Annotated in this window: 2 protein-coding genes; both read right to left on the bottom strand. The window is 55.4% G+C overall.

What is annotated here, in order from left to right; all coding sequences use genetic code 11:
* A partial coding sequence (locus ACO4XG_RS10735; protein ID WP_485129746.1) for an InlB B-repeat-containing protein occupies positions 1 to 7,510 on the bottom strand: 7,510 nt, incomplete at its 3' end.
* A 206-nt stretch (positions 7,511 to 7,716) separates the two neighbouring features.
* On the bottom strand, positions 7,717 to 10,934 hold a 3,218-nt coding region (locus ACO4XG_RS10730), incomplete at its 5' end, for an InlB B-repeat-containing protein (RefSeq protein WP_485129745.1).

The following is a 10,934-nucleotide window of genomic DNA, read 5'->3' as shown; positions in this document are numbered from 1 at the left end:
CGGTCTCGCCGCCCTGCAGGGCACCGAAGTCTCCGAAGAGAAGCTTACTCACGTCAAAGCTGTCGCTGACCGGCGTAACCGGCCGCCAGATTGCATAGAGCGTCACCGTTCCGTTGTTCTGCGTCGTCAGATTCAGCACGTTGTCGCCGTCGTTCAAGTCGACCGTCGTGCCGCCCGCCGTGCGGCTCCAGCCCGCAAAGTAGTAGCCGGGATTCGTATAGCCGTTTGTTGTAAGTGCGCGTGTTTGGTCATAGACATGCGTGGAATCCGCCGTTGTGCCGCTTGCGCTTACCGCGTTTTTCTCGTACTTCACCGTGTATGTATTCGGCACATAGACCGCGCGGATTGTGAGCGGTCCCGTGACCGGATTGCCGAAGGTAAAAGTACTGTGATCCGCGTCGTTCTCCCAGTGGTCAAAGTGGTAACCGGTCTTATTCTCCGGTGCGGTCGGTGCGGTCAGCACCGTGCCGTGCGCCATTTGTGCACCGCCGTTATCGAAAATAACCTCGTTCGCGTGCGGCGCATCTGCCGATGTGGAGTCCAGTACCTTGACCGGGTAGGTATTGATCTCCCAGACCGCGGTCAGCGTGAAGTTCGCACGCACCGAGCTATTCACGAATTGGAACTGGGTTCCGTCAGGTGCTTTCCAGTACTTAAAGTGATAGCCGTAGCGCTCTCCCGCCGGGGAAGTCGCAACGCCTGCCGCATTGTTCTGTACAGCAGGCTCGGTCACGCGGTCACCGTAGCGATGCGTCTGGGTCGGCGGCGTAAAGCTGCCATGATCCGGATCGAAGGTAACCGTGTAGCGCGGCAAGGTATAGGTATTCTCAAAACTTGCCTGTGTATCGGTCACCGCTGCGCCGCTCGTCGAATCGATGTGCGAAATGGTTCTAACCGCGCTCAGTGTATTGCCGAGACCGCTACCACTCTGCGTCACCACATAGGTAATCGTGTAGACGCGGGAATTGTAACCGTAGTACTGTGCGCTGCCGCTGTTCTCTTTCAGCGTATAGACATAGGTACCGGGCATCGTAAATGTCAGATTGCCGCTTGTAAAGGTAGCACCCGCCGTCGCATTCTCAGTCGAGACTGGGGAGCCCGGTGTAATCAGCGCAAGGTCATTGGAGGAAAGCGTATAGTTCACAACCGGGTTCTGCCCCGGCGTCTCATCGCGAGAGCTCTCTTTCGCGGAACCGGTCGGCATCGGCTCTGCCGTCACATGCGCTGCCGTAAACGAAGTGCCGGTCAGCGTGAAGCTGAAGTTCTCTGCGGTGAGCGGGGCGCGCTGACCGTCCGGCAGGAGGCCGTAGTCTCCCTTTAAAAGTTTCTCAATGTTAAAGCTATCCGTCGCCGGCGTCACCGGTCTCCAGACGGCGTAGAGTGTGAGATCGCTGTCAATCTTTCCGGTCTTGATTGCAGCGCTCGCCGCATACGCGGTGCCTGTGCCGTCCGGCTTTGTGTTCCAGCCGTCAAAGTAGTAGCCTGCACGGACTAACTGTGTGTCTACGCCCGCCGTTCCCGCTGAACTCTTCGCCGTCGTCTCATCCGTGTGCGCATCCGCGCCCGCGGCTGTCGTAGACGGGTAGAGCTGTTCACCGTTTGCCGAGATGCTGCCGCTGTCCGCGCCGTTGCTGTCGTACTTCACATCGGCCCAGACTGTGACCTTTACATCCTTGGTAATCAGTTCTCCGTAACCATCGTCCGTTGTGAGTCGCACAGTTGTGATACCTGTCTTCTGCGGCGTCAATGTGCCGCTCACCGCGCCGCTGCCGTTTGCTGACACGAGGTCTGTCGGCGCACCGGTCGCGATTCCGTAGTTAACGACAGGATTCGTCGGATCCACCGGACTCAGAAGACTCGGCGTCACGGTCGTCGCGCTGTCCCCGACATGCAGCACCTGGTCCGCAAGGTCAAGCTGCGGCACGTTGTAGAAACCCGCGTTCACGTTGGGGAGGTTATATCTGCCTGCCGGGACATCTGCCGTGACGGTCACCGCAGCGAGATTGGTATTCCGGTCAAAGCGGGAATTGATGCTCTGATCGGTGCCCTGGTCTTTCTTGACGAGTTTCCGGAGCGGTGTCAATAGCGAGCTGTCCGCCTGCACGACCCAGTTGCCCTCGTGCGGCACATAAAGTGTATAATCTCCGTTTCCGCCGGTCGCAACAACATAAGGCTGATTGTTGTCACTCCGGTATACATCTGTCACGCCGTCCGCTTCGAGCAGTTTCATTCGAACATTGCCAAGCCGGTTTTCCGTTCCCGCATCATAAAGGGAATTAAAATTGCCGTCCTGGAAAGCGTAGCCGTTCAGAGACAAGTCTGTGAGCAGGTACTCTAACTTGTTACTCGCCTGCCCCGCTGCGCCGTAGAACGGCGTGGGGCTCGTACCCATATGGAAGTTTCCGTAGGCAACCACAGCGTCCAGCTGATTCAGGAGCTTATCTTTCCGCCCATGCAGCTGATACTGCAGCGTGACCGAAGCCTTTCTGCCGGGCGGCATGTTGGTGACACTCAGTTTCACCATGGTGATGTCGGCATCCGCCGGTTTGGTTGTAGTCCAGACAGCTGCCTTTGCACTGGTGTAGCCGTTTGCGGCCGGATTTGTATCTGTCGTATAAGATACCGTATAGTTAAGTCCCGCAAGTGTCGAAGTGTCGACCCCATAATAATCCATGCTGAACTGCGCCGCCGGTGTTGTCTGCGCGACACCGCCGCTCAGATAGCCGTACTGCTCTCCCGCCTTCGGGACCGGGATATAAATCTCCCAGTCGTTGGTCGGATTCGTATCGTCACTGGTCAGGAAAACCTTCGCGCTGAAAATATTCGGGTTGTTGTTGAGATCTCGACTTGTCACGCGGGTAGAGCTCTCCTGGAACGGCTTCTTTGCCTGCGCAAGGGCGAGAAGGCCGAGCGCCGTCACCTGGTTAATCTTATGTGTCGTATCATTTGCCGCGTAGAGCATCGACGCTTCATTTGCGCTTGCACCGGGTTTTGCCGCTGTTGCATTGCCGAACTGCGCGCCGCGCGGCGCATTTTGAACGAGCTGGTTATTGTCGTTCGTGGTCTCAACATCCATGCCCAGCGCATTGCCGCCGCTGCCGTCTCGATTTGCATCAAACTTTGTGTCAAGCCAGACACCGGGTACCGGCTTTACATAGACTGGATCCGCCGAATAGTCCGCTTGCAGCTTGAAGCTAACATTGTTGATATAGCCATACCAGCCGGCTCCCAGCGTCTGTCCCGGAACCGGCAATTCGCTCTCCGGTATCTGATCGGCTGAAAGCACCAGAATACCGTAATCCGCATGGCCGGACTGTCCTGCGCCGGTGCCCGCCGGGATAAAAATGACATCCGGACTGCTACTCGCAGACCATGTCATCCCCGTTCCGGCAGCATTCGGAACAAATCCCTGTATTTTGGCACTGTTGTCGACATAGGTGAAACTCTTGTCGATTTTAAAATAATAGGTCGGGCGAATCCTCAAATTTTTGCTCGTAGCGAGATTTCTGGTACCTGTGGTGGGGGCGAACCTGAGTTGTCCGCCCACAGTCAATTCCCTTCCCTGGTAGGTGTTGCTTGCTCCGTAGCCCAGCTGATTTTGGAAGAAAGCAATGTCCACGCGCTGTGCGGCAATGCGGTCACTCGCTCCCTCTGTCGCAAAGTGACTGAGATCTGTGGTCAGATTCTCACCGTAAATATTCTCATAGTGGAGCTTTGCCTTGACCGTCAGTTTATCATATGTCGGATCGGAATCTTTCTCGCTGAGTGAACCGATTGAGATATTGGTTCCCGGATACTTCTTCGGGATATCCTGCTCCACGAGAGACAATCCCACACTGGGTAGCCACTGAACACCGCCGGTCGGTGAAAAGTTCTCCATCTTGGCCCGGTTATTTCCCCAGTTCAGTTCATTCGGAAAACTCACTTTAATTGCTGTGATGTACGGACCGTTTTTGACATCAACGCCGGGAATCACATAATGCATACGCCCCGCGCCAACCGAAGTATAGCGATAATAGGCGGTATCCTCGATGTGTTTGACACTTCCGTCCGAGAGTGTCGCGTCAATGACAAAGGGCTGATATGTCCCCGGCGCCTGAATATCAAAGCTCACAGCATTGACCAGAGACAAGAGCCGCGGACTGGTGCCGGCAAAATCAATTCCGGCATTCTGATAAGATATCTCCGGGATATTGGTGTTGTTCCAGATAACGCCGGTATTATCGACCGCAATTCGGGTGAGTTCCAATTCCTGCTGTCCCGCAACTTCTCCCGCACTCGAAGTTCCCTGCCCGATGGTATTGACTTTATAACGATTTCGATCCAGGTAGCTTGCCTTGGTCGGATCTAAGAAATTCCCGCCGAAGTATGTCTTATCTGTCACGGACCAAGGATTCACATAGTAATCCCTATCCAGAACCGAGATTCCCTTGGCGCTGTTTCCCACAACCAGTTCCGCTGATTTACCCGCAAACTTCTTGGATTCTCCGTGATAGGGACTGATGCCGTGAATTGTACTGTCCTGTGCCGGATTTAAATCCACCCGCTCGCTCTTATAGTCACTGTACTGACAATAGAGCATACTCGTAAAATCAAGCCGCTTGGGAAGATCCGCGGCACCTCCGGTTCCGACTGCCTGGTCATAATTTAAATGCCCGGGGTACACGCGCTGTGTAAAGAAACGATAATCCTTATAGCCACTGTTCACATTGGTACGGAACGCATTGACCTGATCCGCTGCCATTACAACCCGCGTTGCGTACGGCGTGCCGAGAGCCTGACAGATTGCATTCAGATCATAGACCTTGCCGCTAAAGCCGCCGTTGTCATTCGAATTGGAGAAAACACTCTCCGCCGTGTCGGAATACATGGAGATGCCGTCTTTTAAGTAGGCCGCTTGTTCGGGGTCAATGCCGGCCTGCTGTAGATCATGGTAGTTTCCGGCGCTGTCCCAAACCCCAAGCAGACGAAGATCCGCCTTTTCCAGATACTCTGTCAGCGTAATCGCATCACCGGAAAGCTCGATGACCACCGGGTTATATCCCGTATCTCCGAAGGCAATGGCTTGTCCGTTGCTATCCACATTGTAATCCATGGTCTGCGGATTTTTGATGATCCGGTACCCGCCGAACAGGTTAATCTCCGGGTGGCGATTGACCTCCATGGTGCCGCCACCGGTGCTCTGCACCCGAATATCATCCGTGAGATGACGGGTTCTGATTTTAAATTCCCGCGTAAACGGCTGGCCGCCATTCTCCGCCAGAATTTGATCGGAGGATACGTTTCGCTGAATTTTTGCCTCATAGTTATCGGGAATGTCCGTGCCGTCCGAAAGGCGATGATGGTACGCGCGCATTTTAAACGTGAACCAGTTCTTATAATTTCCGGCATTATAAATATTCCAGAAAATAAAGCTGCCGCGCTGGTTATAATCGTATTCTTTCTTGAAAACTTCGACGCGGGCAATATACTTCTTGTTTCCGGCAATATTGGCATCCGCAAAGGTATAGTCTGTCATACCGGAGCCGTCAATGACAGTCTCCGTAATATTTTGTCCGTTATAGCTGATGGTCTGAGGCGTATATGTCGGATACAGATTACCCGGAACCAGCGTCCGGATTTCCGTCTGTCCGGTCTGGGCATCCTTCACATACATTCGATAGCCGAGTCCGTATTCCGGTGCGAGTCCGAGCTGATTTAACCAGACCGGTGAAAGCGCCTCTTCAAAATCATAAGAGATCAAAAGATTGTCCTGAATCTTGAACGCATCACTGTCATCGTCAAAACGAAATCCGGATTTCACTTCTTCCGAATCCGTATACTCCGGCGAAGTCGAACTGTACTGTGGCACAGCATCCAAGTTATATCTGTAGTAATCACCGCCGTAGGTCATATCCAGATAGTCATTTGAAGTCTTAATTCTGACAGGGTCCGTTCCCTGGATGAAATGAAACTGAAGCGGTGTGCCGCTGTCTCGCTTTGTACCGCCATAAGTCGTATTATCCGCATATTCGATATACGAACCCGATGCCGCCGTATAATTCGTCGCGGTCCAATTCCCCTGATAAAGGCGGTTATAATATACAAGCGGAAAATACTTCACATGAAATGTTCCCGGTTTCCGAAACAGGTCGATATAACTCAGACCGGATCCTGCGACGGCTTCCGTAAAGCGTCCGCTCGTAAACTGTGAATACAGATTTCGCAAATTGATAACGACATCCCGGTTCGTCGGCGTCGGAGGATCCTGGTAAGCTCCGATTCGCATCCAGGGCAATTTATAGCCGTCATCTGTCTCATAGGTCCAAGCTGCCGTGCCGCCCTGTTCAAACTGCGTCCCTTCTCCCGGAAGTACCATATGTATGGTTGCACTCTCGCCGAGATACCCTTCTGTCTTATGAACCTTGAATTCCAGACTCTTTCGATACCAGACGGGGTTATTGCCGACAAAATTACTGCTAATCAGATTCCCTGTGCCAAGTACTGCCAACGCATCTTCGGCCGCAGAAGGATCGTAGGCATTGTGCGCAACCATACGCCGTCCCACCGGTTTTCCGAGCGGAGTACTACCGGAAACACTCCACACACCGCCTATCTCGCCGGGCATAAATGTATAGCTGTCGGACGGATTGCTGAAGGTCATCGTCGGGTTATTCGTAGGCACGGCAAGCGGTAATACGGTGGTCTTGTCGTGGTCACCGCTGTCCAAAGTGTACAGTGTCGGCGGCGTGGCAGGATTGGTCGAACCGTAATTGTTGATGAGACGCATCCGAATCGGATACTCGCCCTGTGTGAGCGGCAAGTCTTTGATGAGACGATTCGGATCCTGTATCAAGGTGAGCTGTCCGCTGACGCTCGCGGTTGTCGGACCCGGTTTTCCCGTGAGTAACCAGCTCCCGTCTGCGAGACGCCGCGATGAAAATGCGACACCGTTCAGACTCGGCGTACCGCTCAGATCAATTCCGGCCGGAATCCAGAGCTCCATGACAAGGTTGTTGCGCACACTGTCCGGCACTTCACTCGGCCGGAAGGCAAACTGCACGCTGAAGGTTCTCGAATTATATTTGCCGATTACAAAATCGGCCGGCGTATGGAAAACAGTATTGGATGGGTCCAATTTTACATAGTTATTGCCCGCGGTGAGAATACCGTCCTGTACCGCACCGGTCCACGCCGCGTAACCGCCGGGCGCCTGGCGAAAGGCGCTGTAAGGAGTTGCAAGCAACATACCGCCGAACAGCGCATTGCTCCCGGAGGCATTGGAACCAGAGGCGCGTAAACCTCTCAGTGAAAACACCTGCATTTCTGCGCTGAGCGGTCTGTCATCCATGAGCTCCGCATCTTCGGTGTAGTCTTCTTCTTCGTCTTCATCCCGACTTGAAATCAGCGGAATGTAGCTGTTCTGTCGCGCCGAAGCCAGAGTTTGCAAAGGCATGCCCTCAAAAGTCAAAACGAATGCTGTCAGAAGGGCAATGATTCGCCTTCCCTGCTTCCGACATTTCTCTAACATGAACAACCTCCTGTCCTATTTTGCTCTCCCAAGTTGTGCAAATGATTCTGCATTTGAGCATATATTTTTAATATTATTTTAACTTTTTCTATCGCATTCTTCAACAGTTCGCGGCGAATTCATGCAAGTATACAAGAAACATGCACACACCCACGCAAAAAGGAGGCTCTGCCGAAGCAGAGCCTCCTTTTTGCTGCATTTTTCTGTTACACAATCCGTTCCCGTCTGCGCTTTTCCGCTGTAAACAGCGCGTAAGCCGCAAGCGCCAGCGTAATGAACTTCGGAAACGAATTCAAAATCGGAGCTTCTCCGGTCTTCGGCAACTTGCCCCGTTTGCTTCGCTTCGAGGTGCCTGTTATCACAGTCGTCTTATGACGCTCTGTCGGAGAGATGGCCTCGCCGTGCGGTGTATCCTTCTCTTCCGCCGGATGATCCGGTGTCGGCTCCGTCGGGGAGACCGGCGGTACAACTGTCGTATCCGAAATACCCGGATTCAACGGATTCGTGTTCGGCGTTGTTTTGCCGCCCTGGTGGGAGGACTTGCCGCCTCCCCCACCGCCGCCGATGTTGTCGGGGCTGTACTTGTACTCATACTCCGCAACCAGCGTGATGTCGTCATAGACCGGCGCATTGAAGTCATACGGCTGTCCGTTTAAGTACCAGCCGATGAATTTGCTCTCGGTGCGGAGCATGCGCTGATTAGGATCTTTTCCGTGCTCTCCCTCCTTGACCGACTGCTCCGGAATCCGGATCCAGGAACCGTTCGAATCAAAGGTGATGGTGTAATAGGGCTTCTCGAACTCATTGGTGAAGGTCGCAGCTGTCACAGTCTGCCCTGCCTTCTCCATGCTCCGGCTTGCCGTCAACACATTGCCCTGCTGGGTGACCACATAGGTCACGGTCACAGATTCCGTGTCAAACGTGAAACCTTTTCTGCCGAGCGGCAACTCCCGAATCTCGTAGACATAGGTGCCCGGAAGCCGGAAGCTGATGTCTCCGAACTCTCCGGTTCCCGCGCCCTGAATTTCGAGCTGCATCTCCTGATTACTTCCCGCCGCGAGCGGCATCGGAAGAACCCCTGCCGCCTCCGGTGCTGTCGTGCTGACCGCGCGGAGCAGGAAGGTAAAGGTTCCCGCGTTGTGCGGTATGCCGCCGGTAATGATCTTTTGCACCGGCGGGTCGTGAAGGACCGCCGGCGTTGCCGGCACCCAGACCGCATAGAGCGTGACGGTCGCGCCGTCCGAAGTCGTCAGGTTCGTGACCGGCTGCCCGTCCGTGAAGTCTGGCGTAGTGCTGCCGGGTGTGTTACTCCAGCCGCCGAAGGTATAGCCCGGACGCGCATACTGATTCGGTGACAGCGGATTGGTATCTCCGCCGCCGAAGTGCGAATCCGTCATGCTGCCGACGGAATGCGGCGTGCCGGAATCGTAGCGCACCGTGTAGCGCTTCTGCCGGTAAACTGCGTGAATCGTGAGATCTCCGGTCAGCGGCTCGTCGAAGTTATAAGTCGAGCCGTCCGGTTTTGCCCAGTGATCAAAGACATAATTCGTCTTGTTGTCCGGGCGCGCGGGTTCGGTCGGCGTGCTGCCGTGCACAGCATTCGTGTCCTGCGTGATGATTTGATTCTGATGTCCCGGGTCGGCATCCGGCGCATCCTGCACCGTTACCGTATAGTGACGAAGCGTCCATCCGGCCGTCAGAATCAGGTTGCCGGTCACCGGTGTTGCAAAGTTCACCGGGCTGCCGTCCGGGTTCTGCCAGTTCGTAAAGGTATAACCGGTGCGACTGCCCGCCGGAGAACCGCCCACTGTGGGCGGTGCGACAAGCGGGTCACCGTAGACGATAGTCTGCGATGTCGGCGTCACGCTGCCGCCGTTTGCATTAAAGCTCACCGTATAGCGCGGCAGGAGGTAGTCGTTCGTAAAGGCCGGAGTTGTCGCCGTCGTATAGGCAACCGGTGCCGAGTAGGCACCTCCAGCCGTCTGCTTCTCAACCGTCACGATGCCATTCATCACGGTTCCGGCCTGTGTGATGTGATAGGTCAGCCGGTACACTGCCGTGTCGTACGAGTAACTGCCCTGTACCGCCGCCGGGCTGCCGGCAAGCGCTGTGCCTGCAAGCTCGCGGAGCTCATAGACATAGTCACCCGCAAACAGGAAGCGAATCGAACCTAACTGCTCGGTGCCGTCCCCCGTATGCGTCACGGTGTAGGTCTGTGCGCCGTGTGCATTGACCGGCATCGGCAGAGTTGTCATGCCGGGCGCGGTCGTACTGACTGCCCTCAGCTCAAAGCGGAAGGTCTCGGGTGTCAGCGGCGTGGTCTCACCGGTCAGCAGTGTCCGGTGTGCCTCTCCGCCGAGTACCTTCGTGAGCGCCGGATCGTGATCAAACGGTGTTACGGCTGCCCAAATAGCGTAGAGATGTATGGTACCGCCGTTGGTCGACGTCAGGTTGTTGACCGAGACGCCGTCATAATAAGTCGGTGTGGTCGCTGTCGGACTTGTGCCCCAGCCCATGAACTGATAGCCCGGGCGATCAAAGCCGTTCGGCGGCAGGTTCTGCGGCGTGTCGTAAACATGACTCGTATTCGGCATGTTGCCGTTCACCGTAGTCCCGCCCGCGTTCGGCTCGTAGACCACCGTGTAGGTGTTCGGCGTATACACTGCGTGCACGGTCGTGTCGCCTGTCACCGGAGATCCGAAGGTATAAGCCGTATTGTTCTGATCCTCCCAGTGATCGAAGTGGTAGCCGGTCTTATTGTCCGGTACGGTCGGCGCCGTGAGCGCAGTCGACCCGTGCGGCACGTTGTTGTGTTGTGCGAGTTGCGCATTCTGATGCCCCGCATCTGCATCCGGCGCATCCTGCACCGTCACGGTGTAGCGATTAATCTCCCATTTCGCGTGCAAAGTTGTGTTCGCATGAATCGGCGTCGTCGCAAACGGGAACTGCGTCCCCGCCGCGTCCGTCCAGTAGAGGAAGTGATAGCCCGTCTTCTCTCCCGCCGGGGAGGTCGGGATGCCCGCTGCATTGTTCTGAACCGGCGGCATCGTCGCATAGTCGCCGTAGCGAACACTCTCGTTTGCCGGCGTGTGACTGCCACCCTCGGCATCGTACTGCACTGTAAAGCGCGGCAGGGTGTAACGGTTCTCAAACTGCAGCTCGGTCGCCGCTGAGTTCGCGCCGCCGCTTGCTTTCTGCACCGTTCTGGTGACGGTCAAGCTGTTGCCGGTGCCCGCGCCGAGTGCGCCCGCGCTCTGCGTCACCGTAAAGGTGATTGTATAGACGGCTGGATCGTAGCTATAGTACTGCGCGGAGCCCGCGGTTTCCTTGAGCGTATAGACATAGGTGCCCGGATAGCTGAAGGTAAAGAGGCCTGCCGGGAAGTTTGCAACCGCGGCCGCCCCTGCGGTCGCTGCCGCACTTC

The sequence above is a fragment of the Stomatobaculum sp. genome, from assembly GCF_057248925.1.
The sequence above is the reverse complement of the archived record's forward strand: the minus strand, read 5'-3'. Positions and strand labels throughout refer to the sequence as shown.